Raw genomic sequence first — 23,233 nt, forward strand, 5'->3', positions numbered from 1 at the left:
GTGCTCTCTCCGCTGGACGCCAAAGGTCTCTGCGTGGGTGGAGACGAAGTCCCAGCGGCGGGTCTTCACTTCATCTCCTCGGCGAAATACGCCGCTGCCCGGCGCAGGATCTCGCGCTCGAGCTCCCATTCCTTCTCCGCCTTGCGCAGCCGGCCGTTCTCCGCGCGCAACCGGGCCAGTTCCTCATCCCCGCTCTCCGCGCTCTGCTCACCATGGCTATGAGCGCGGCCCGGGTACTCGTCGGCCTGGCGCACCCAGCTCCGCAGCGTCTCGCCGGTCACCCCGACATCTGCCGCGACCGCCGCGTATGTGCGCTTCCCACCCGCCGCACGATAGAGCGCGACCGCGTCGTTCCTGAACTCCGCCGGATACGGAGACTTACGTCCCACCAGGACACCCTTCCTCGGATCGAAAGATCCATTGTCAGAGTGTCCACACCACCGGGGTCACCTCAATGTCGATCGACCTCGATCCGCAGGGCCGCTGATCCGCCCGGACGCCCGGCTCGGGGAAGCGGGTGCCGCGGCGACCAGCTTCTGCGAACTGACTCTGGGTGCGGATCTGAGGCACGTCGTGTGACGACCGTCCCGTCCCTCGGCTTCGGGGTGGCGCACGGAGAAGCCGTGCGCCACCCCACACGGGATCGGCCCCGCCTCGACTCGAACAATCAAGTGAACAATTTCAGCCATCAGTCTCGTGTCAGAACAGGAAGGCATTTGCCTCAAGAACCTGCAATATGGACTGGCGCCGGACATGGCACGTAACCCTGCTTCACCTTCGAACGCGCGAACGCGCGAAAAATCCGGGGCGGCCGGTTCCCGGCCACGGCCCGGACGAAGCCGCCGGAAACCGGTGACGCGCCTCCTGCTCGTCCTGCTGCTCGCAGCGATCGCGGCGGGCACCGCCCCGCACCTGCTGCGCTCACACGGCAGCCCGTCCGGAAGTGTCGCTGCCGTGGCCCACAGACAGGAGCCCGGGACTCCCCCGCCCACATCCACGGCGCCTTCACCTGCCGCCCCGGAGGACACGGACGGGTTCGTGACGGCGAGGATCTCCGCCCCGCCGATCGGCACCGGCACCATCCGACGTTTCAAGGTCCGGGTGGAGGACGGCATCGGGGTATCGGCCGACGAGGTGGCCCGCGAGGTGTACGGGACGCTGGCCGACCACAGGTCCTGGACCGCGGATGGCCACACCGGCTTCGAACTCGTCTCCGCAGGGGCCCGGGACTTCGTGGTCGTCATCGCCTCGCCCGAGACGGTGGACAGGATCTGCGGAGCCGCGGGGCTGCGTACTCAGGGAGAGGTGAACTGCGACGTCGGCTCCCGGGTCATCGTCAATCTGAAGCGCTGGAACTCAGGGTCCCCCAATTTCCATGGACCGCTGGCCGACTACCGCGCGTTGATCATCAACCACGAGGTCGGACACCGCATCGGGCACGGCCACGAGGGGTGCCCCGGGCCCGGCAAGGCGGCACCGGCCATGATGCAGCAGATCGACGGTCTGCACGGCTGCCGGCCCAACGCGTGGCCGTACGACGCACACGGGACGTACCTCGGCGGCCCGAAGGTGCCGTGAGCGCGGCCACGATCGATGCGGCCGGCCGGCAGCACCCCGTGTTCCGCACGTGCGACGGGCACCCGGACGACGTACGTGCATGACATGACCCCGGACACACCCGGTCCGAAGTCCCACCCGGCCCGGCATATGTTTCGAGATCCTTGGACACCGGAGGTCACACACGGTGCCAGGGGTCGTACGCATCAGCCCAACACTCGCCGCTCTCCAGCCGAATTCCCGATGAACACTTCCGAGTCCACGGCTCTGCCTGACGACGGTGGTGCAGGATCGTCGCTGTAGTCCGACGCCTGGTGTGTGCCAGGCGATTCTCGGACCCTGTGCAACGTGATGGGGATGTGATGGGGATGACTGATCTCCCCGACGGCTTGGTGTGTTTCCGGGTACCGCGGCAGCTCGCGCACGAGGTGAAGCGGCTCTCCGATCCGCGGCAACGGCTGGCCGCGCTGACGGCGTACTTCGAGCAGCTGCCGGATGCCGGGCGGACTACGGTCACGGCCGCGTATCCGGAGGTACGTCAGGAGATCTGGGAGCACTGGCACGACGAGTTCGCGCGGGCGCGGGAGAACCTGAGCGATCTCGACCGCCAGGAACTGCACGACCTGCTGAGGCGAGCGGCCGACATCACGGCCGAGGCCCATCGAGCACCTCCCGTCATCAGGGAGACGGAGCGGACGAACGCGCCCGCACACCGGTACACCCGCCTGTACGAGGACATCGTCCACCTGGTCGCCGACCGTATCCGCTCCGACGATTCAGGGCTCGATCCGGTGAGCTCCGACCATCCGGCTCGGAAGCTGTCGATTCAGCTGCGCGACGCGTTCAGGACCGGTGCGACGTCCGGCATACGGGCGGGGGCATCACCGGAGACCGGGCAGCGGGCCGCGGAGGCGGGATCGGGGTCGACAGCGGCACCTGTGCGTCAGGCTCCCGCCACCGTGCAGACACCACTCCCCCACGTCACCGCACCTCGGCAGGTCCGGATCGGGGAGGATCTGGACACGCGCCGGCCGCCCCGCTTGGACCGTGATCTGCCGGCTGCGCCGGTCACCACCGGGCCTGTCCTGTTCACCGACGCGGCACGGCTGCCGCTCTACATGAGCGGTGGTGTCGGCTCCCGTCTGCCCGGGCTCCCGCAGGACGTCGTACAGCGGTCCTTCAGCTTCGGCCAGAGCGCTCGCACACTGCGCGGCACCGAACTCGTCGTCGAGGAACTCGGTCGCACGCTGTCCGGGGCGGCGGTGACCCGGCCCGTACCGGGCGACAGCGGATTCGGTCTGCTGGACGAGGTCGGCGCCGGTCTCCGGTCCGCGCCTCAGTCGTTCTTCGGCGACGGCCGGCGGTTCGTCTACCGCACGGTCGACAGGAGGACCCGGACTCTGCACGTGACCGCCCGACCCTACGGACAGTGGGAGCGCTTCACCTTCGGCGCCGGGAAGCCGGTCAAGATCGACACGATGCAGCGGTTCACGGCCACCAGCGGCGAGATCGAGGTCAACAGCACCTCGCTGAGGCTGGCGCCGACGGCGCCGCTGGGCCCGCTCAAGCACGTCGCGACCGCCTGGGGCCGGGTGTTCGTGCAGATGGCCATCGGCAAGCAGGCACGGTACAACCTGCAGAACCAGGTGGTGAACCAGACCGAGACCCGCACCACCGACAGCTCGCACGCGCATCTGGACGACGTCTGGTACGAGTTCTCGGTGACGGACCGCTCGGGCCGTCCGATCGGGCCGGACGGCAAGGCCGTCACCGTCGGCGACCGGAGCAGTCAGCCGGTGGCCTTCGGCTTCGCGGTACGCGACGGGCTCATGGTGCGGCTCGCGGACAGCCTCACGGTGCCGAAGACACTCCAGGACTCGTTGCCCGAACGGCTGATGCTGGGGCCCAACTCCCGCTTCCGGATGGCGAACACCGAAGCCTACGGGCCGGTGGGGCACATCCGGGACTGGGCGCTGCGGCAGGTCGGCGCACAGGAGGGTGCCATCGCCGCCACCCAGCTCGACGACTTCTTCTCCAGTGAGGGCTTCCAGCGCATGAGCCGTGCGCTGAACAACGGCCCCGCCTATACCCCGATGCTGTCCCGCGGTCACGACGGCGGAGATCCGGCAGGCGTGTTCTCCGTGCGTGTCGTGTCCGGTGACGCGGTCCTGATCAACGAGACCACCGCGGCCGAGCTGCGGGACATCGCACAGTCCACCGTGCGCAACGAGAGGCTGATCCGGCACACCCTCGGTGCCGAGGCCGGGGCGTCCGCGGGACCCGGGTTCCACCTGTTCGGTCTGGAGGACGGGGCGTTCGATCTGCGCCTGCTGGCCGGGATCAGCTTCCGCTACGGCGCCTCCCGCGCCCGAAGTTCCGTCTTCGGCGGCTCCGGCGCCGTCAAGTCGGCCGCACAGGCCAAGGGCGCTGCAACCGGCCTGTACCTGGTGCAGAAGACGGTTACCGTCACCGCTCCGGCCGACACCAAGGCGGCCCTTCCCGAACCGCGCGGGGCCGGAGCGGGACAGCGGGGCAGGCTGCGGAAGAACTCCCCCCGCAAGTGGAGCGAGGCGCCGCGCACCGAGACGTTCCAGACCTGGGCGGTGGAGCGGCTGTCCCGTACCGAGGCACGCCGCCTATCCGGACTCGACACGGGGGTCGCGCGAGGGACGACGGAACCCGCGCCGCCGCCGTGGCTCGCCACCGACGGGCCGTCGACGCTCGGTATGAGCCGTGTGGAGGAGTTCACCTTCGCCGACGGAAGCCTCACGCGGGAGATGGACGGCCGCCCGGTCACGTTCGCCGAGCACTTCGCCGACGCCGTTCTGAGGCGGATCGGCACGGTCTACCCGGACCTCGTCGCGCCGCTGGACGAGCTCAATCCCGCAAATCCGCGATGGCGCGACGCCGGTCACTTCGAGACCGCGGTGTCCAACACGCTGGAGGTACTCAACACGCTGTCGCACCAGGGCATGGCCTCCGGCCTGGAGACGATGACGACCACCGGGCTCCGGTTCGGTCTGGTCGACTCGGGCACCCTGTCGCGCGGGCACCGGTACGTGTGGGTGGACGCGTCCTTGACCGGACGGCGTTACGAGGGGAAACAGGAGGACCTGCGGCTGCGGTACAGCGCACCGGGCAGCGAGAACCTGGGTGGCCGGCAGGGCGGGGCCCGCGGGGTACAGGCTGGTGTCGAAGGCCTGATCTCTGGACGCGACACCGCCACGGACCAGATCGGCCGGCCCCGGAGCAGCGCCACCGCGTCCGTGGGCGCCATGCTGGGCGGGCGTACGGAGTCCGAAAGCGGCTACGGTCACGGCGCCACGCACGAGGCCATGTCGATCGGCACCGGCGGCTCGCACCTGCACAGCTACGAAATCGCCCTCACGGCCGAGGCGGGCGGCTTCTGGCGGCCCCGCAGATGGATGCGCGGTCTGCTGTCCATGAACGTGCTGGGCACCCAGCCGTTCGTGTTCACGGACAAGCCGGCCACACTGATCGAACCGCCGCAGGCCGGGCCGGAGCGAGCAGCGGCACCGGGCGTCGGGAGGGTGCTGCTGAGCCTTCCCGTGGAGCACGCGCCGGGGGTCGCCCTGGCCCCTGCGGTGGCTCCTGAACCGGCGCGGATCATCCCCTTCTCCCTCGCCCGTGACCTGGTCCTGGCCACTCCGGAGTTCTTGGCGGGGCTGGCCGGGCGGGACTCCTCCAGGCTGTCGGAACACCCTCACCAGACGGTCTCCGTCACCGCCCACGAGATGCTCACGGCCGCCGCGGAGCGGGCGGTGAAGGATGCCTCCGGCGGGTCGTGGCTCGTGACGCTGAAGGGCGCCCCCGCCCACGACGCCGTGGCCCGGATCTTCGAGGGTCGCTCTCTCACCGCGAACTTCGACCAGAGCTCCGCACCGGCGGGCTGGCGGGCGACGTCCTTGTGGTCCCAGGCCCCGTACCTCGACCGGACGACGGCGCTGGCGCACCGGACCACCCTCGGTGGCGACATGGCAGCGGTGACCGAGGCGGTGAGGATCGAGACCGAGACCACGCTGGGCGGCCTCACGCAGGCCGCCGGCCGCACCAACCGGACCACCACGGTGTTCCTCGGCGGGCAGATCGGTTATCTGAACTCCCATCACGTCGGAGACGGTGTCACGGGTAACTACACCCTGGTGGCCAGCCCATTCCGCCTGGACACGTCCAGATCGGTCACGGTCTCCCGGTCGGCGGTGGCTGAGATCAACCGCAAGGACACGGGGCGCCAGGTCGTGGTGACCGCTTCCGTGGCCCACGAGGTCGCGGCGGTCTCCAGCAAGGTCGGTGAGCGGGCGACCGGTTCGCGGAGAGTGCCGGCTTCCCTGGCCGGAGCGGCGGGCCGCCGGATCGAGCTCGACCAGGGCTGGATGGGGCATGTCCCGGAGAAGAGTGCCTACCGGCTCGGACTTCTGAAGGACGGCTTCGGCGACGTACCGCTGTACACGAGGCGTTCGTGGTCGCCGCTGCCGTGGCTGCGCGACAACCCGTTCGGCACGTGGGCCGTCAACTCGCTGGACACGTCAGCTGCGTTGCGGCAGTTCGAGGAGGAACTGCGCCCGTTCGGGCTGTCGGCGGCGGACCGGGATCAGCTCCGCCGGCTGGTGTCGGACCGTGTGGTGCGCGCGATCGGCAAGGAGATGACCGGCGCGGGTTCCTCGGTGCCGGCTCGCATCGGCCGTTGGGGCTCGCGGACCGCTCAGGTATGGATCGGGGAGCGTCAGGTGCGGCTGCGGGCCGAGTTGATCCCGGTCGAGGAGCGGGCGGGCGGGTTCCGCGGCATGGGCCACGGTGTGGAACTGGAGGAGCACCGCCAGGCGGTGGAGAGCGTGCAGGAGGACCGCGGCAGGACGTCGGGGGCCTCACTGGGGGTAGCGGTCTCCGAGGGCGCGCACGTCAGCAGCGGCACGGTCAGGACCGCGGGCCCCACGTACTCGCAGTCGGGTTCCGCGCTGCGGTCGGTCACCCAGTCCCGCAGTGAGGGCACGGTCAGGATCTCGACCGCGACGACCACGCAAGCACACGGCGAGTACGCCACCCGCTACACGATCCGTCTGACGCTGGACGTCACCGACACCGAGCGGGTGGATCCGTCCCTCGCTCAGCGGGACCGGGCAGGCCGCGTTGTCGTCGAGCAGGCCGATCGATCCTGGCGGAAACTGATCGGCCGCCGGCAGCTGACGATCTCGGCCGAGGCGGACGCCGGCCGCCTGATCGAACATGTCCCGATGAGTCTGATGCGGCCGGATCCGTCGGAGCCGGCGGCGCACGACGACGTTCTGGCGCCGGCGGTACCGTCCGAGGGCGCGGGACCGCGCCGGGTCGACGTCCCGCAGTCGTTGGGATCAGGAGGCTGGCACGACGTCGGGCACCCTGCCGGTGGCGAGGTGAAGCCGTTCGAGATGCCTGGCGAGGGGTTCTCAGTCCGGCGGATCGTGGGCCTGGACCGGCTCCACACGGCCACCACGGTGGCGCTGGGTGCGGCGTACGACACGTCGCTGTCCGTACCGAGGGGCGGCGCCCTCGACGGTGACGTGCTGAGGCGCGCCAAGGACACCCCCCTGACGCGATCCGGTACCGGCGCGGCGCAGAGTCTGGAGGACGGTACGTCCAACGGTGCGCTCACCGCCTTCTACGGGCAGACGCTGACCCCGGCCGGCTACGCGGTGGCGGGTCTGACCGACCGGGGCTTCCTCGGCGGCGCCGACGGCAGTCTCACCCTGTACTCCAGGCCTGACCTCTCGGCGGCCCGCCTGCTCACCGTGGCGGACGGGATGAAGTTCGAGGCGCCCGAGCGGGAGGTCCACGGCGGCGGTTCCTTCGCCTCCCAGCAGGGGGTGTCGGAGCAGGTGCTCTCCGCGGGGCCGACCACGTCCACGGCGAGCACCGGCACGACCCAGTCGGGTACGGGGTCAGGCGCCCAGGAGGGCGACTCGGTGGCGATGGGTGTGTCCGGCGAACGGCTCGCCTCGGTCAACGTGAAGCCGGAGAAGGACCGGGCGTTCCTGTTCGCCATCCCCACGACCTGGCTGAGCCTCGCGGTCGTCCGTCACCACGTGAAGGACAGCTCGGCGGGCAGGGCCTTCCGCAGTGTCTTCGGCAACCCCGCACGAGGACCCCAGGCCTTGGAGACCGATGCCACGGTGCTCGCCTGGGTGCGCGAGGACGTCGCGCGCGGTCTCGGTCTGATCGACGACGTGCGTTTCCCCCCGGAGGTGGCCCGGGCGTGGGACGCGGTGAGCCGGGCCGACAAGACGTGGACCGCTGCCGACACGGCCTACTGGGACCTGCGGCGAGGCACGGGTCACAAGCTCGAGGCCGAACTGCGCGCGGCCGAGGGCGCCTTGGCCGCGCTTGCGGCCCGGGACGTCCCCGACCTCGCTGCCGCACGTCGCGCCCTCGAAGCACTGGAGCGGGAGAGCGACCTCGTCGAACCGGCGCACGACGGGTGGGGGGAGGTGCGCTCCCAGCAGTTGGAGGACGCCCGGTCGGCGCTGGCCCAGGGGCAGCGGGCCGCGGAGGCACTCGACACCGCCCGTACCGGACAGGCAGTGGCACAGGAGCGGTTGGAGTCCTTCCGTGTCGCTCTGCAGGACCGGCTCGCGTACGCCGAGGCAGTCGCCGACGAGTACGCCGACGTCCGTGAGGGCGCTGACCGGCTCACTCGCTGGCACCTGCTGGCGGCGACGGAGGAGGGCCGCAGGCAGCTCGGGGACACACCGCGGCCCTCTGCGGTCACCTTCAGGGCGCCACAGCCGCCGACCGCCACGAGCCGGACCGGTGCGCGGAAGGCGGACGCCGCGAGGACGCAGGCGCCTGCGGCGACGGCCTCGGGCGGTGAGGCGAGGGCCGAGGGCTCGAAGGCTGACGCATCAGAGGCTGGGGTATCGACGGTTGAGGCATCGAAGGCGGAGCAAGCGCGGCAGATCACCGGCGTCCGGCCCGCGCATGCCCGGCCGCCGTGGCAGCGGGAGGCCGGGGGCGTTCGGCGCCTGCGGCACTACGACGCGGCCACCGATCACCGCACCCTGACGGCGGTGGACCCCGACGGCCGGAACCGGGTTCTCGACCTGCACCGGCCGCCGGGCGACGGGAACGGCTTCTACGCCGCGGTCGAACAGGCCAGGAGCGGCAAGCCCGGCCGTTCCGGCGAGAGCCTGGCGGCGACGGTCTCGCAGAGCGCGGAGGTTCCCACCGGTGCCGTACTCGATCCGCTGGCCGTCTTCCACCCTGAGGAGGTGAAGCGGCTGCTCGGTCCCCTGATACAGGACGACGACTCCCTGTACCGCGAGATCACCGCGAACGGTGGCCGGCTGCCCGAAGCCGTTCGTGTCGGCCTCGCTCCGGAACAGCGACACCGGCTCGTCAGGCTGAACCTGCGTACGGCGCGCCGGTGGAACACGGAGACGGCCGACCTGGCCGCTTCCGTGACCGCGCGGACTCTGGACATCGACCTGACCGTCGTCCAGGAGGACGGCTCCTACCGGTTCCACTCAGGCGCAGGGCCCGATGCCTCCGGCACACGCGGCCAGGTGACCGTGTATCAACGAGCGGGCTCGTATCTGGCAGCCGTTCCGCGTCAGGACAGCAGGTTGAGCGCTCCGCCGGATTCCGAGACGTACGGGCGATGGGACGGGCGCCCGGAGACCAGCCGCCCTGGAACCCGCGAGCCTGCGGCCCACGGGACCACGCCGGACGCACACGAGCGCCCCCGCCAGGTGCAGGAGGCCACACCGGACGGGAGCGAGAGCGCGCGCCACGCCGACAACCCGTCGGCTCCGGCCGATGCCCGGCGGCGGGAGATCCGAGAGGGCAAGCGACCGGAACGCCGTGGAACGGAGGCCGCCGAGACCGAGCCCGGGAAGCCCGTCACGAGGGTCGAACGCCCTGGGCCTCCGCTGAACCCCCTGAGTCCGGAGCAGCCCGCCGTTCACGGCGAGGCACCGGGGTCCCACACTCCGCCCCTCGGCCGCAGCGGCGACCGGACCGGGCCGGAGGAATCGTTGGACGCCTTGTTCGGGCCCGCCGTACTGCCGAAGACGGTGAAACGCGGCGAGCAGGACGACATGGTGGCGCCACAGGTGCGGTTGAACCCCTTGTGGTATCCGCTGGAGGACTTCCGACCCGCGCTCCTGGAGCGCGGCGGGGTGTGGTTGTACGCCATCGACGAGGACGGCCGCTTCTTCCTCGGGAGCGAGGACGTCTGGTCCATCGCCGGGGAGGAGGAACGGCACCGGCTCCTCGCCGCGATGCGGACCGCCCGGCCCGACCTGACGGCGCAGGACCTGCGGGGCCTGCTCAACGACCAGGGAGTGCCCACCGTGGCGGCCGGCTTCGACGAGGCGGGGGCGACGGTCGTCGGTCCCGCTCGCGTCGGCGGTGAACTCTTCCGTGACCCCCTGACCGACCGGTGGACCATCGACGCGTCCAGCCGATACGTGGGCCCCGCCGTTCGCCCCGGAGTGGAGCCGGCCACCGTCACCCGCTGGGTGCGCAACGCGGCGGAGGTACTGAGCGCATCCCTGGGCGTTCCGATCCTGGCCAAGGACGCGGAACGGCCGACCATCGCCCACGGCGCGTTCGTGGCGGGTACGGGAACTCAGGAGCTGGATCGCGCGTACGGCCCCCTGGCAGGGCCGAAGAAGGTCAAGGACCGTGAGCGCGACGCCCAGGACTCCGCTCAGGTGCGTCTCAATCCCCTGTGGTACCGCTTGGAGGAGTTCAAGCCCGCACTGCTGGAGCGGACCGACGGCGTCTGGCACTACGCCGTCGACGAGGACGGTGAGATCAGCATCGGAAGCGACCAGGTGCTGACGATCATGACGAAGGACGAGCTCGACGAGCTGTGGTCCGCCATGCGGCGCGTCGACAAGGACCTCACTCCGGAGCAGCTCGCAGCAGCGATCGACAATCAGGGCCATCCCACCGTCGCCGCCGGATTCCGCACCGACGGCGCCACCGTCGTCCGGCCGGCGCGGATCAGCGGGGAGCTCTCCTACGACCCCGTGGCACGGAGCTGGCAACTCACCGACAAGTCCGGCCGCTACATGAGCAACAAGATCCGGCCGAGCCTGTCACCTGAAGACGGGCTGCGGTGGCTGGCCAACACCGCCCGGCGCATCAGCGAGCACGTCGGAGTGCCCGTCACACCGGTCCTGTTCAAGAACGCGTCGGCAGTGGCGGCCACTGCTCCTCCCGCCTCTGAGGGCGCGGCCCAGGCCTCACGCGCCGTACCCGAGGCGGTCGACCTCCTGGACCCGGCCACCTTCCTGGAGAGCACCGGCGCGGCGGGGACGGAACTGCGGTCCCTCTCCAGGGTGGCGGATATCGACCGGTTGCTTAACGACTACCGGAGTACGGGCGACCACGAAGCGGAGCGACGCACCGAGGCGCTCGAAACGCTGATCGACCGGGCCAGGACCTACGTGGCCACCACGAGGAACGAGGGTCGCCGACAGGTCGTCAAGCAACTGATCGAACAGGCCGAAACCACGGCTGGTGAGTACCGGCGCCGTGCCGCGGCGCTGAGGGCAACGGTCGCCGACGAGGGGGCCGCCGCGACGGAGGGCGTGGCCGGCGACCCGCTCGGCGAGAGCGAGAGCCAGGACGTGAACCGGGCCAAACGCCTGTGGCAAGGGCCGGTGGCGGAACAGGCGGAAGAGCTGGAGCGGCGATTGCTGGCGGCAGGTCCGGGTTCCCGGTCGCTCGTGCTGGGTGTGCTGCCCGACGAGCCGCTGTGGGCGGTCAACATCGCGCATACGGTCCGCTGGCTGGAGCACAGTACCGGTCGGCCGAGCCAGATCCCGGGCTTCGCGCCGGGCAGTGTGGTGTCGATCGACCTGGATCCCCGGTCCAGATTGATCGATCCGGCTCCGGGAGTCGACGGCGGCGCCCGCTTCTGCGGGCTGAACCTCGGCGGTGACGTGACACACGTCTTGTGACGGAACCGCAGAAGACACCGGGGCCCTGGGAACGGTTGACGAACCGTTCCCAGGGCCCCGTCGCGCGGAACGCGGTGTCAGCCACCGGCGGTACGTCGCGGGGCTTTGCCAGCCCGCACACACGACGTGTGCTCCGCGTCGGCGTTCGGCACGGTACCAGGCTTGGGTGACACGTATGGAGCCGGATCCGCTGTGGGAAGACCTGACGGACGCGGACTGTCCGTGCGGGTCGGCCTCGCCGTTCCTCGCTGACTCCGGCGGGGGCATCCTCGGCGGGACAGCACACGTGTCTGCCACGCTGCCAGCGTCTCGCATCGGGTGTCTCACTTCGGCCGCCTCGCCCGAGGGGACGGCGTGAACCCGACGCCTCCACCCCGCTGCCGCTGCGCTCGGACCGCGCGCAGGAGGACCTGAGCAGCGCATGCGGACCGGCAACACGCCTCCCCGGACGCCTGCCGAGCACTCGCCGCGTGACTCCGTCCGCCGGCGCATCGTGACATGAACGGGCATCAGAGGTCGCAACACGGCTGATCTTGGTGGCATCGGGGCATGCACATGCTGGACGAAAGGCGGGGAGGGATGGCTGGGATCTGGTGGGTCGCACTCGTGGTGGCCTTCGGCATGGGGTGGCCGGTATGGCGACTGATCCGGTACCCGGGCGCTCCCGCGTACGCGTTCCAGCGGAAGTACCGGAGCGACCGCAAGAGCTTGGCCGGCGCCCGCGGGCTCGTACGGGGCCTGAGGAATGCCGCCCTGCGTGAATCGTGGCAGGCATGGGTCAAGGCGATGCGTGCCGAGCGGGCGTACCGGCGGCGCATAGGCCGGATCGAGGCCGCTCTGCAGCAGCAGCGCACACCGAAGCCCGGACGCCGCGTGGAGCAGTTGGGCCGGATCGTCCTGCACGAGGAGGCGGTGCTCGTCGGCCGTACCGAGGTACCGCTGGCCGGACTGGAGGTCCGGCTCGAGCCCGGCCGGCCGGCCAAGACGTGGCACATGCACCTGACAGAGCCGGACGGGCACGAGGTCGTGGAGCGTTACAGCGCCGGGGAGTTCCCCGAGGACACGGTCCGCCAGTTCAGGACACGGCTGCACAACGCTTCCGTGAAGGCCGGTCGGCGTCGCGACAAGCGCAGTGGCGCCATCCGCAGGCTCGAGGCCGAACTACAGCGGGCCAGGACTGCGACCGGTCCTGTGACGGCGGCGCAGGAGGAACGCGAGAAGGCCCGCCTGCGCCGCGACACCTCCCCTGAACTCCCGAAGGCGAGAGCGGCTCTCGACGACGCCAAGGACAACTGGCGAGACCTGACGGGACACCGTCCTCACTGACCTTCAGGGAGCGCCTGCCCGGAGAGGACGCTCCAGCCGCGCCCGTCCCGCACGCCCTTGCGACGACCCGCCGGGACTCGGCGCGCGATGAAGGGATGCGGGTCGGCCGGAGCTCAGTGGAACCCGGCCATCAGTTCGGCGAGGTCCTCGGGCTCGATCATCGACGGCGGAAGCGGCGGGCCCCAGAAGTTGCCGTGCTGGAGGTCGAAGACGCCGGGATTCCAGAGTTCGTCCTCGGTGATCTGGTCCATGTCGGAGTAGTACTCGCTGAGGTTTCCGGCCGGATCACGGAAGTAGTAGAAGTAGTTCGCACCCACCCAGTGCCGGCCCAGACCCCAGGTGTGCCGCTCCGGATGGTCCGCCAGCATGGACTCGGCTCCGCGACCGATCTCGTCGACGTCGTCCACCTCCCACGAACTGTGATGCATGAAAGGCACCGGGGCCGCCTGGACGGCGAGGTTGTGATGGTCCGGGGAGCATCGCAGGAAGGCCCCGAAGTCCCTGACCTCGTCGCTCACCTTGAAGCCGATGCCCTCCGTGAAGAACCGCTGCGTGGTCGCGACGTCGGTTGACCCGAGGGAGATGTGCCCGAGCTTGCGAGGGCGCACCGGGCCCGACCGCAGGAGGGAGGCCGCACGGGCATTCGGGCGCCCGATGGTGCCCGGCGTGTTGAACGGTCCCGCAGGAGTGGCCTGCTGTTCGATGTGCGGCGCGACTGAGACCGTGACGGAGAGCCCCGTGACCGGCTCCGTGGTTCGCAGCTGATCACCCTCGACGGTGACGGCGGCATCGGTCCGTCGGAGCGAGCTCTCTATCCGTCCGAGGTCGTCACGGTCATCGGCGCCGACTCCGAGCGACAGCAGTCGCCGTATCGGTGCCTGCACGATCCGCAGTTGGCGCGGGCCGCCGTCGACGGTGCCGAACCAGTGTTCCGTCTCGTTGTCCGACGGCTCAGGGATGAGCCCGAAGGCCGTGTAGTACTCGACGGTTTCCTCGACGTTCGGTACTCCGAGGGTGATGTCGGTGAGGCGGTGCAAGGACACTGGTTTTCTCCGGAAGTAGACGAAATGGGCCGGCAGACGCCGAGCGCGCAGCCACGCGAAGCTGTCGCTGCTCGTCAGCCGACAGCACCGGGCGCGCCGGACGCACACGAGCCGCTGGGGCGTCAGAGGGGCTGGAGTGCCTCGACCGGCGAGGTGTCGCGGACTCGACCCGCCGACGGTAGGCCGCGCGAGACATCGGCAGAGGTGAAGGACGCCCCGTCCGACGATGGGCGCGCTAACCACTCACACACCGGCGCGGCCCTCGCCAGGGATGGTCGGCGGGGACAGCCCCGCTCACCACGATCAGCGGATTCAACGAGCAAAATACAGTACGATGCTTGTTGAGTCAACTATTTAATGTCGGTTCCACCTGTGACAGCCCCGTCACCGCTCGACCACTTGACAACCCCAGAAGGAGAAGCGCCATGACCGATTCACCCGTCGATGGACGGCCTGGACCGGAGAAGACCGACGCCGACACCGCAAGTGAGCTGCACATCGGCCAGCGCCGGGTCGCCGCCTACCTCGAGCGCATCGGCGCCGCGCGTCCCGCACTGCCGGACGTCGAGCACCTGCGCGAACTGCAGTACCGACACGTGCATACCGTGCCGTTCGAGAACCTGAGCATTCACCTGGGTGAGCCGATCAGCCTGGACCCGCGATCCCTGATGGACAAGATATCCGGGGCACGGCGGGGCGGAATCTGTTACGAATCGAACGGCGCCTTCGCGGCGCTGCTGACCGGCCTGGGCTATCGCGTCAGCCTCCTGGCCGCACGTGTGTTCGTGGGCGACGACTTCGGGCCGCCCTTCGACCACCTCGCACTACGCGTGGACGCCCCCGAGCCCTGGCTGGTGGACGTGGGATTCGGGCGACAGATCGAGTTCCCGCTTCGCCTGGACGACCGGGGTGAGCAGCAGGGCCCCGGCGGCGTCTTCCGCATCGAGGACACCCCCGACGGCGACCTCGACGTCTACCGGGACGGTGCGTTGCAGTACCGCGTCGAAGCACGCCCACGCGCACTGTCGGACTTCGCGACGGCCTGCTGGTGGCACTCCACCTCCCCCCAAGCGCATTTCACCCAGTCCCTGATCTGCTCCCTGCCCACGGAGTCCGGTCGGGTCACCCTGAGCGGACGCAAGCTGCTGATCACGGACGCCGAGGGCCGGCAGCAGGCGCAGGACCTGCCTGACGACTCCGTCATCGCCGCGTACCGCGACCACTTCGGCATCACCCTGGATCGCATCCCGGAGCTGAAGATCCCGCGGCAGCACCAGGAGGCGTGAAACCGCCCGCCGTCCGCGGAGTGCGGGTGCCGCCCGCCTACCGCCCATCGGACTTTTACTTGCCCGGCGAAGCATTCAACGATATTATTGCTTCGCGCAGCAATAAAAGAGGTCTGCCGAGCTCCACCCCGGCCGAATTCCGCGACGACGACCTGGCGTACACGGCAACAGCCGTTCCTCCGCAATCGGGCGCCGCCGCGGCGAGGAGGGAGGAACGGTGCGGACACGCGGGGGCAGGACCGCAGCGGCAGGGGCGGTGGCGGGCGACATCCGCTGCCGGACAGCTTTCCGCCCGGCCTGGAGGAACACGCCCTCGCGCACGACGTCGGCATCGGACTCCCGTCCCGCCCGGCGCGACCTAGGGCCGCGGCATACCGGCTCTCCTTGACAGCAAGAACACAATCGGATGATAGGCAGGCTGATAACCATGCACTTCGGAATCTTCGGCGTCGGGGACCTTGCTCGTGACCCGCTGTCCGGGCACACGCCCTCGGAGCACGAGCGGATCAAGGCATTGACGGAGTACGCACAGCTCGCCGAAGAGGTGGGCCTGGACGTATTCGCGCTCGGCGAGCACCACAACCGGCCGTTCGTCCCGTCGTCACCCACCACGATCCTCGGGTACGTCGCGGCGCGGACCAGCCGGATCCTGCTGTCGACGTCCACCACCCTGATCACCACCAACGACCCGGTGAAGATCGCGGAGGACTACGCCACGCTCCAGCACCTCGCCGACGGCCGCGTCGACCTGATGATGGGACGCGGCAACACCGGACCGGTCTACCCCTGGTTCGGCAAGGACATCCGGCAGGGCATCCCGCTCGCGATCGAGAACTACGCCCTGCTGCACAAGCTGTGGCGCGAGGACGTCGTCGACTGGGAAGGGAAGTTCCGCACCCCGCTCCAGTCCTTCACCGCGACCCCCCGGCCCCTGGACGGCACCCCGCCGTTCGTCTGGCACGCGTCCATCCGCTCCCCGGAGATCGCCGAACAGGCCGCCTACTACGGCGACGGGTTCTTCCACAACAACATCTTCTGGCCGAAGGAGCACGTCCAGCAGTTGGTCGGCCTCTACCGTCGACGTTTCGAGCACTACGGACACGGCCCCGCCGATCAGGCGACCGTCGGACTGGCGGCCCAGCTCTTCATCGGAAAGACGTCGCAGGACGCGATGAGCGAGTTCCGTCCCTACTTCGACAACTCACAGGCGTACGGCGGCGGCCCCTCGCTGGAGGAGACAAAGGAACGGACCGCCGTCGTGGTCGGGAGCCCGCAGGAGGTGATCGAGCGGGTACTCGCCTACAAGGAGCTCGCCGGCGGCTCCTACCAGCGGCAGCTCTTCAACGTCGACGGCATCGGAGTGCCCCGCAAGACCGTGCTTCAGCAGATCGAGATGCTGGGGGAGATCCTGCCGGTGCTGCGGAAGGAGTTCGCCGCGGACCGTCCGGCGCACATACCGGACGCCCCGACCCACGCGTCCCTCAAGGCGGCGCAGGCACAGGACGCGCGCTCCGAGGAGATCGCCCGATGAAGCGCACACTGGTCATCGTCTCCGCCGGACTGCGGCTGCCGTCATCGACCCGGATGCTGGCGGACAGGATCGCGGACACGGCACGCACGGAGCTCGGACTCCTCGGCGATCAGGTCGAGCTCGAGTTCGTGGAGGTGCGCTCCCACGCCCATGACGTGGTGAACCACCTCCTGACCGGTCAGCCGTCGACCGAACTGGCGTCGGTGTTCGACACCATCGCGCGTTCGGACGGCCTGATCACGGTGACACCCACCTTCACCGCCTCGTACAACGGCCTGTTCAAGATGTTCTTCGACAGCCTTGACGACCAGGCGCTGGTGGACAAGCCCGTGCTGATCGCGGCCACGGGCGGAACCGGCAGGCACTCGCTGGTGCTCGACCACGCGCTGCGGCCCATGTTCACGTACCTGCATGCGGTCGTGATGCCCACCGGTGTGTTCGCCGCGCCCGAGGACTGGGGCAGCGGGGATGACTCGCAGGCGTCGCTGATGGACCGGATCGCACGAGCGGGCGGCGAACTCGCACGTGAGGTGCACCGCCGGGATACGCCGGTCATCGAAGATCCGTACGCCGACCCGACGCCGTTCAGCAAGATGCTTCTCGGCGAATGAGCAGCGGTGCGGGCGGCCCGCCGGCTCGCACCGCTAAGCGGCACACCGGACGCCTCGCGTCGCCCCCGCGCCGCTTAGCCGGATCGTCCGTTCAGCCGGTGCGGGTGGGCGGGGTACACGCCGAGGATGCGCACCTCGGTCGAGAAGAAGCCCAACTCCTGGAGGGCGAGTTCGACCCGCGGTTCGTCGGGGTGTCCCTCGATCTCGGCGTAGAACCGGCTGGCATTGAGGCCGGCGCCCATCTGGTAACTCTCGATCTTGGTGAGGTTGACGGCGCTGCTGGCGAATCCACCGAGCGCCTTGTACAGGGCGCTCGGGATGTTCCGCACGCAGAAGAACAGGCTCGTCATCGTCGGCTCGCCCGTGAACGGGGGTGTGGCGGATTCCCGGGAGAGCACGACGAAACGCGTGGTGTTGTCGGGATCGTCCTCCACTCCGGCCCTGAGCGTCACCAGGTCGAACAGCCCCGCCGCTGCGGGCGGGGCGAGGGCCGCGTGCCGTGGATCACCCAGTTCCGCCACCTCGCGTGCCGCCCCGGCCGTGTCGTCGCTGACCAGGGTGCGCCAGCCGCCCTCGCGCAGCACCTTCCGGCACTGGCCGAGCGCGTGCACGTGGCTGCGTACGACTTCCACCTGATCGAGCGATGCGCCTGGCACCGCCATGAGGTCGAAGCGGATGGGCAGGAAGTGCTCGGCGACGATGAACAGTCCTGACTCCGGCAGCAGGTGATGTACGTCGGCAACGCGTCCTGCCGCGGAGTTGTCCACCGGGATCACCGCGACGTCGGCAGCACCCAGCGTGACGGCATCGAGGGCCTGGTCGAAAGCCGTGAAGGGAAGCTCGCTGCCTGTCGGGTACAGCGTACGGGCGACGGTCGAGGAGTTGGATCCCGGTTCACCCTGGTATGCGACGTTCGTCACCGTGTTGCGCCTTCCTCGTGGGGGTCTTGCTGAGCGGCGGCAGTGTCTCCACTGCGAACCGCATGCACTGAAGTATCGGTGCAGCGTCCTCGACCGTGCGCACCAGCGACTGTCCTTCGGGGTGCCCGGTCGACGGCAGTGCCCGTTCGTACGCGGCGACGACGATATGGCGGACTATGGGGCCGACCCGTTCCAGATGGGCAGCCGCGGGTTCCGCGGAGACCGAGGCGGTTGCTCGTCCGCTGCGCGGCAGGCCGCGCAGCACCGCTGCCAGGGCGGTTCGCTCGTCGTGCAGCACAGCGGCCAGCTCGACCGCCGAAGCGGCGGGTGACACGGCCGCAGAGACTTCACCGGCCCCGGCCCCGGCGCCGGGCGCGAGCCCGGCCAGCGCGTCGGTGACCCGACGGGCCGCACCGAGAGCCATCGCCGTGACGGCGGTGCGGAGGAAGAGCGCGTCCTCCACGCGAAGAGCCGTTCCCGTGGCGTGCGTGGCAAGCCCGGCCGCCACGAAGACATCCTTCAGTTCGAACGCGGATGTGTGCCCCCGCTCGCCGTCCTGGCCGGACGGGGCTCGCGGAAGCGTCCTCTCCGGAATGACGAAGAGGTCCGGGTCACCCCCTGCACCCACATGCCCCTGCAGCCGCTCGGCCGCGGCGGGCACGGCGAACCATCCGGACTGTTCGCCCGTGGGCCGGAGCCACGTGCCGGACAGCGAGAAGCCACCCTGCACTGCGCGGGCAACCGGCCCGGCTCCGACGGAGAGGGCGGTACCGAGGAGCGCCGCCCAGTTCCACGTGCGAGTGAAGGCATCCCAGGCCGCCAGGGGATCCTGATGGCCGGCGAGCTCGAAGCGTTCGAGCACGCACGGCAGTCCCTCGTCCGGTCCGGCCATGTCGGGGAGGCGGCCGCACAGCGCGCCCGTCGCCACGTCCCTGCTCTGCTCGCTCATGGTTTCACCACCTGTCGCCCTTCACGGGGCATCGTCCGGCTCTCCGCCGCCGGTATCCGATCGCCCACACCGTTCACGGCTCCGGCGCGGACGAGTGTTCACGTGAGCCCCGCCACAGAGGGCCGGTGGTTCCGGCCGACCTGTGCAAGCCGTAGCGCCGCCGACCCCTTCGCGGGTGTGTTCCCGCGAGAGGTCGATACGCGTGAGCGACGCATGGCTGCCACTAAATAAGATGACCAACCATATTATATTGGACGTCCCGGGGGTTCCGTTTATGCCCTCGCGCTTGAACGGCACGGGCCCTCTCGGGATGGAGCGCGACCAACCCTGACCGCGTAGGGCCGATGCCGTACGCCGCGATCCTGCCGCGCCAAGCATCCAAGGAGTGGAGACAACTGTGAGTCGAGTCACCCCCCTCAACCCCACCGCCGCCGGCCCACTCCGGCGGTGAGCGGGCGCTCGCCTGGCTTCCCATACCCGAGGAAGAGTTCGACGGTCTGCCGGACCGCCTGGATTACGCGCACTGGGACGGCAGGGGCGAGTACCCCACCGATCCGGCCCGCGTCGCCATCTACGCGCCCCCGATCGCCAAGGACGCAGCTGTGATCCTGGCGCCGTTGCCGCACATGCCCCGACTCCGCGTGGTGCAGGCGCTCAGCGCGGGGGTCGACTACCTGCTCCCGCACCTCCGGCAGGACGTCGTGCTGTGCAACGCCCGGGGCGTGCACGACGACAGTACGGCGGAGATGGCTCTGACGCTGACACTGGCAGCGCTGCGCGGAGTGCCGGACTTCGTCCGCAACCAGGCCATGGGCCGATGGCAGGAAGGTGTCCGCCCCTCCCTGTTCGGCGCCACGGTCCTCATAGTGGGGTACGGCTCGATCGGCGCCGCTGTCGAGGAACGCCTGCGTCCCTTCGGCTGTGAGGTGGAACGAGTGGCGGGCAGGGCGCGCTGGTCCCGGCGGGGGCCGGTCCACTCTCCGGCCTCCCTGGGCGACCTGCTGCCGAAGGCGGACGTAGTGATCCTTTCGGTGCCGCTGACAGCGGGAACGCGGCACCTGGCCGACGCCGGCTTCCTGGCGGCGATGAAGGACGGCTCTCTCGTCGTCAACATGGCACGTGGTCCGGTGGTGGACACGGAAGCCCTGCTCGCCGAAGCGCAAAGAGGCAGACTGCGAGCGGCCCTCGACGTGACCGACCCTGAACCGCTTCCCGCGGGACATCCGCTGTGGACCGCGCCGGGCGTCCTCATCAGCCCGCACGCAGGCGCGTTCACGTCCGCCTTCCTGCCCCAGGTGAAGCAACTGCTCAGCGCCCAACTGCACCGCTACGCCGACGGGCAGGAGCTGCTCAACACGGTTGTCCCTCTTCCAGCCGCGAGCTGAGACGTTCACATACGCGCAGGCGGACAGCTCCCCGCGCAGGCGCCGCGGTCCGACAGGAGCCAAGTCGTTACAAAAGACCTGACACCTACTCATGGGTCGCTACGTGTGAGAAGTGGGTTCCTCGACCACACGCGACCGCCGTGCAAATGGTTCAGCGGTTGCGTGTCCGGTGAGGCCGACTCAGCCCGGGCCACGGCTCCGGACCGTCCGTGCGGCGGGACCGGCACGGCTGTGGCCGGCACTCCAGGGCCGCCGAGGCGGCCCGACCATGAGAGGACAAGCTTTGCAAAGACTGTTTCCCGCCTCGCGCGCTGCGCGCGCCGTGACCGTGGGCGCCGCGCTGCTCTCCGCAGGAGCGGCACTGGTCTCGGCCGGAGCAACAACGGCCGGCGCCGCCACGGACAGTCGGCACCGCGCGGACTACGTCGCCCTCGGCGACTCGTACGCGTCCGCGCCGATGGTCCCCGGCCAGGTGGACCCGACCTGTCTCCGGTCGGACCACAACTACCCGTCGTTGGTGGCCGGGTCGACGGCCGCGCGGCTGACCGACGTCAGCTGCGCCGGAGCGACCACGGCGAACATGGCATCCGTGCAGGGTGCGGTGCCCGCCCAGTTCGAGGCCCTCGACCGGGGAACCGATCTCGTGACCGTCACCATCGGCGGTAACGACATCGGCTTCTCGACGATCCTCGGAACCTGTGCTCAGGTTTCCGCCACCGACCCGTCCGGCGCCCCCTGCCGGGCTCACTACACGGCCGGTGGTACCGACACGGTCACCGGCTCGATCCAGCAGACCGCCCCCAAGGTCGCTCAGGTGCTCCGCGGCATCCACCACCGCGCTCCGCACGCCCGCGTCGTGGTCGTCGGCTACCCCGACCTCTTCCCGGAGGACGGCGTCGGCTGTACGAGCGCCAGGGTGCCGCTGGCGGCCGGCGACTTCTCCTACCTGCGGGACAAGGAGAAGGAGTTGAACAAGATGCTCACCCGTCAGGCGCACCTCGGCGGGGCGAAGTACGTGGACACCTACACACCCACCGTCGGACACGACCTCTGTCAGCCGGTCGGCAACCGGTGGATCGAGACATTCGCCCCGGAGACCCCGGCCGCACCTGTACACCCCAACGCGGCCGGCGAGAGCGCGATGGCCGGCGCGGTCCAGCGTGGACTCGCCCATCACTTCTGGCAGCACTGAAAGTTCGCGGAGGGTGTCATGCCGCCGCCCACGCAGGAGCGCGGGACGGCTGAGGGCGCCCACTGAGAACACGGGGCCCGGCGCGTCATCGGCCGGGCCCCACCCTGCTTGGAAAGCGCTCCGCGCGTGTCTTCCCGCGCACCGCGGCGGAGAGTTCGCCCCCCTGCAGGCGGCTTGATCGGCACACGCCACCCGGGCGCGCCGGCCGTGCGGAGCCCGCGGTCCTGCGGAGACCAGTCAGAACCCCTCGAAGGTCGTCCGCGAACGTGTGTGTCGGCGCGGGACCCGGCAAGTCGGTGCCTAATACGGGATCCTGCCTCGCCGACGTATCTCACGCACACCAGAGATGTCCGTTACGCGAACTGTGGGTGGTGACGCAGATGTGTCATGACCACAAGGCGACAGGCGTGGACCGCCGTCTCCTACCCACTCTGTCCGATCATCAGGAGCGTTCTTCGGTCTTTCTCAGGACGAGTCTTGCCCAGCGTTCCCATATCCAGACCAGGTCCGATCGCGCTCGCCGCGAGCGCCGCCCTGACGATGGGTGTCGTCCCGGCCACCGCCGTGACGCCCGCCGACCAGGCCACTCCGCGGCTGCCCGCCCGCACGGTGCATCAGCCGTCCTCACACACCGTCACTCTGATCACGGGTGACAAGGTGACGGTCAACACCGGTGCCGACGGCAAGGTCACCCGCTCCGTGCGGGGCGCTGACGGCCGGCCCACAGGCGTGACGACGTACACGACCGGCGGAAACAGGCTCTCCTGCCGTATGTGTGGGTCACTCTGTAGCAACTTGACGGCCGGGGAGGGTGGGTTTGTCTCCGGCGAGGGTGAGCATGACGAGGGCGATGATGGCGTCTGCGGTGTGGAAGCCGAAGCCGCGGCGGATAATCAGCCGGGTCTTGGTGTTCGTCGACTCGATCAGGCCGTTGCTCATGCCGGTGGTCAAGGCGGCGCGGATGGCGTCGTGGTGGCGGCGGATGCGGCGTTGGAGGTCGACGAAGCTGTCGATGCGGCAGCGGCGGGCCCAGCCAATCCACCGGTCCAGGGCCTTCAGGGCGGCGGTGGGTCGGGTCTTGGCCAGGGTGAACACCGCACGGAGGGCTTCCTTGAGGCGCCAGGCGCGGTGCAGGCGTGGGTCGGTGGCGGCGATCCAGGTGAGCTTGGCGGCCTGGCGGTCGGTGAGGTCGGCCTGGTTCTTCCACAGCGCGAAGCGGGAGTCCTTCAGCGCGCGGGCGGTGTCGGGGTCGGCGGCCTGGCGGCGGGCCCGGTTCCACGAGGCACGGCGCTCGGTGTCCAGGGCGTCGGTGGCCCATGCCACCACGTGAAACGGGTCCATCACGCGTACCGCGTCGGCGGCCCGCTCGGCCGGAACCTCAGCGATCCAGGCGGCGCCGTCGGCGCTGATGTGCGTGAGCCGGGCGGTGCGCCGCTCTCCGAGGGCGTCGAAGAAGCGGCGCAGGACG

At 69.9% G+C, this 23,233-nt stretch carries 12 protein-coding genes and 1 pseudogene; 8 read left to right on the forward strand and 5 right to left on the reverse strand.

What is annotated here, in order from left to right; translation table 11 throughout:
- Positions 1-9 precede the first annotated feature (9 nt).
- Positions 10-389: pseudogene (locus ACFU5K_RS20670) on the reverse strand (transposase); the annotation flags it as partial.
- A gap of 364 nt (positions 390-753) precedes the next feature.
- Between ACFU5K_RS20670 and ACFU5K_RS20675 the strand changes: the two are divergent.
- From ACFU5K_RS20675 to ACFU5K_RS20685, 3 genes are all read left to right on the forward strand, one after another.
- Positions 754-1,578: a DUF3152 domain-containing protein gene (locus ACFU5K_RS20675; protein ID WP_384063638.1), complete on the forward strand. Its 825-nt coding sequence runs from the start codon at positions 754-756 to the stop codon at positions 1,576-1,578.
- Between the two features lie 347 nt (positions 1,579-1,925).
- Positions 1,926-11,522 carry a hypothetical protein gene (locus tag ACFU5K_RS20680; RefSeq protein WP_384063640.1) on the forward strand — a complete coding sequence of 3,199 codons (9,597 nt, stop codon included), beginning with the start codon at positions 1,926-1,928 and terminating at the stop codon, positions 11,520-11,522.
- A 579-nt stretch (positions 11,523-12,101) separates the two neighbouring features.
- Positions 12,102-12,848 (forward strand): hypothetical protein, encoded by a 747-nt coding sequence (locus ACFU5K_RS20685; protein WP_384063643.1) that lies wholly within the window; start codon positions 12,102-12,104, stop codon positions 12,846-12,848.
- Between the two features lie 113 nt (positions 12,849-12,961).
- Here the strand turns inward: ACFU5K_RS20685 and ACFU5K_RS20690 are convergent, their stop codons facing one another.
- Positions 12,962-13,891, reverse strand: coding sequence for a VOC family protein (locus tag ACFU5K_RS20690; RefSeq protein WP_384063646.1), 930 nt, complete (start codon positions 13,889-13,891; stop codon positions 12,962-12,964).
- 425 nt (positions 13,892-14,316) lie between these two features.
- On the opposite strand from ACFU5K_RS20690, the gene ACFU5K_RS20695 reads away from it, so the two are divergent.
- The 3 genes from ACFU5K_RS20695 to ACFU5K_RS20705 all read left to right on the forward strand — a co-directional run bounded on the left by ACFU5K_RS20695 (position 14,317) and on the right by ACFU5K_RS20705 (position 17,319).
- The gene (locus ACFU5K_RS20695) at positions 14,317-15,177 is read left to right on the forward strand and encodes an arylamine N-acetyltransferase (protein ID WP_384063649.1); all 861 of its coding nucleotides are present in this window, start codon (positions 14,317-14,319) and stop codon (positions 15,175-15,177) included.
- 427 nt (positions 15,178-15,604) lie between these two features.
- Positions 15,605-16,708, forward strand: coding sequence for a CE1758 family FMN-dependent luciferase-like monooxygenase (locus tag ACFU5K_RS20700; protein WP_384063651.1), 1,104 nt, complete (start codon positions 15,605-15,607; stop codon positions 16,706-16,708).
- A complete protein-coding gene (locus ACFU5K_RS20705) occupies positions 16,705-17,319 on the forward strand; it encodes an FMN reductase (RefSeq protein ID WP_384063654.1) in 615 nt (204 codons plus the stop codon). The genes ACFU5K_RS20700 and ACFU5K_RS20705 overlap by 4 nt, the downstream gene beginning before the upstream one ends.
- Positions 17,320-17,393: 74 nt before the next feature.
- Here ACFU5K_RS20705 and ACFU5K_RS20710 read toward each other — a convergent pair whose 3' ends face one another.
- Together ACFU5K_RS20710 and ACFU5K_RS20715 are read right to left on the reverse strand one after the other, a co-directional pair.
- On the reverse strand, positions 17,394-18,239 hold the full coding sequence (locus ACFU5K_RS20710; RefSeq protein WP_384063657.1) for a prephenate dehydratase: 846 nt from the start codon (positions 18,237-18,239) through the stop codon (positions 17,394-17,396).
- Positions 18,214-19,188: a hypothetical protein gene (locus ACFU5K_RS20715; RefSeq protein WP_384063660.1), complete on the reverse strand. Its 975-nt coding sequence runs from the start codon at positions 19,186-19,188 to the stop codon at positions 18,214-18,216. The genes ACFU5K_RS20710 and ACFU5K_RS20715 overlap by 26 nt, the downstream gene beginning before the upstream one ends.
- A 626-nt stretch (positions 19,189-19,814) precedes the next feature.
- Between ACFU5K_RS20715 and ACFU5K_RS20720 the strand changes: the two genes are divergently transcribed.
- Both ACFU5K_RS20720 and ACFU5K_RS20725 read left to right on the forward strand, forming a co-directional pair.
- The gene (locus ACFU5K_RS20720; protein ID WP_384063663.1) at positions 19,815-20,573 is read left to right on the forward strand and encodes a 2-hydroxyacid dehydrogenase; all 759 of its coding nucleotides are present in this window, start codon (positions 19,815-19,817) and stop codon (positions 20,571-20,573) included.
- A gap of 283 nt (positions 20,574-20,856) precedes the next feature.
- Complete coding sequence (locus ACFU5K_RS20725; RefSeq protein WP_384063665.1) at positions 20,857-21,765, forward strand: SGNH/GDSL hydrolase family protein; 909 nt, start codon at positions 20,857-20,859, stop codon at positions 21,763-21,765.
- Between the two features lie 780 nt (positions 21,766-22,545).
- Here ACFU5K_RS20725 and ACFU5K_RS20730 read toward each other — a convergent pair.
- A partial coding sequence (locus ACFU5K_RS20730) for a transposase (protein ID WP_384063668.1) occupies positions 22,546-23,233 on the reverse strand: 688 nt, incomplete at its 5' end.

Source organism: Streptomyces sp. NPDC057428 (assembly GCF_042803195.1).
Taxonomy (GTDB): Bacteria; Actinomycetota; Actinomycetes; order Streptomycetales; family Streptomycetaceae; genus Streptomyces.